Origin of the sequence: Bradyrhizobium sp. CCBAU 45384 (assembly GCF_028128665.1) — a bacterium.
In the GTDB taxonomy this organism is placed as follows: Bacteria; Pseudomonadota; Alphaproteobacteria; order Rhizobiales; family Xanthobacteraceae; genus Bradyrhizobium; species Bradyrhizobium manausense.
This window is the reverse complement of sequence record NZ_LBIZ01000042.1, coordinates 1-986: the sequence shown is the minus strand read 5'-3', so window position 1 is coordinate 986 and position 986 is coordinate 1. Positions and strand designations below refer to the sequence as shown.

Annotated in this window: 1 protein-coding gene; it reads right to left on the bottom strand. The window is 62.7% G+C overall.

The features are described from left to right. Positions 1-816, bottom strand: an 816-nt coding sequence (locus tag XH80_RS02935; protein ID WP_271597258.1) for an IS5 family transposase, incomplete at its 3' end; no start/stop codon positions are given. Positions 817-986: the final 170 nt, after the last annotated feature.

Genomic DNA, 986 nt, shown 5'->3' with positions numbered 1-986 from the left:
GACCTCCGGAGCATGGAAGGAATAAAGCTTCCAGCCGCGCTGGCGCTGCTGCTGCGAGCGGATCTGCGAGGCCCGGCCGAGCGGGAGGGCGAAGGCGTTCTCGAGTACGGCCTGACCTTCGATCTTGCGGCGGATATCGCGGATGATCCGGCCCAGCCGGCTGCGCAGGATGCGCAACTGCCGCTGATGCCGCTTGAATTGCTTGGCGTGGGCGTAGCGTCCCGCCATCATCGCCGCGGTCTTGGCAATGCGAAGATAGGACTGCCGTAGCTTGACCCCGTGCTTCCTTGCCAGGCGGTTGAGCCCCTTGATTGCCGCGTGCAGCAGCTTGGCATCGGTCGGGAAGGTGATGGCCTTCGGCTGCACGGTGGTATCGACCGTGACCCGCTTGAGGTCCTGGCTGCGCAACGCGCCGGCCTCGTGCGCCACCCGCAGGCTCTCGGCCAGCAACAGCTCCAGCTTGTCGCCAAGCCGCTTGCGCCAGTGGCTCAGGTCCGAGCGCTCATGCAGGAACGCGTGCTGAAAGAACTCTTCACCGGTGAAGTACTGGAAATACGGGTCGTGGACCCAGCGCTCGCACACCCCCTCATCGGACAGGCCGTATATGTGCTTGAGCAGCAGCAGCCCGATCATGAAGCGGGTCGCGATGCCCGGCCGACCGTTCTCGCTGTAGAGCGGCGCGATCTCGCCGTCGATCCAGTCCCAGTCGACCTTGCCGGCGAGCTGAACCAGCTCGTGCTTCATGTTGATGATCTGGTCCAGCCTGGCCCGGAACAGATCGCCCGATCCCGTCGCTTTGGGCTTCTTCGGTCGCATCGCCACCTCCGATGCGAGGACGGAATCATGACTGGCGATTCGATGGAATCCTCAAAACGAAATTGCAGGGTTCCGATGCCCGAAGCATCAAAACCCTGCAATCCCAAAACAGGCCACAACGAATATTGCGATCCCAGCTCAATCGCTTAGCCGCTCTTCACGGACGACTA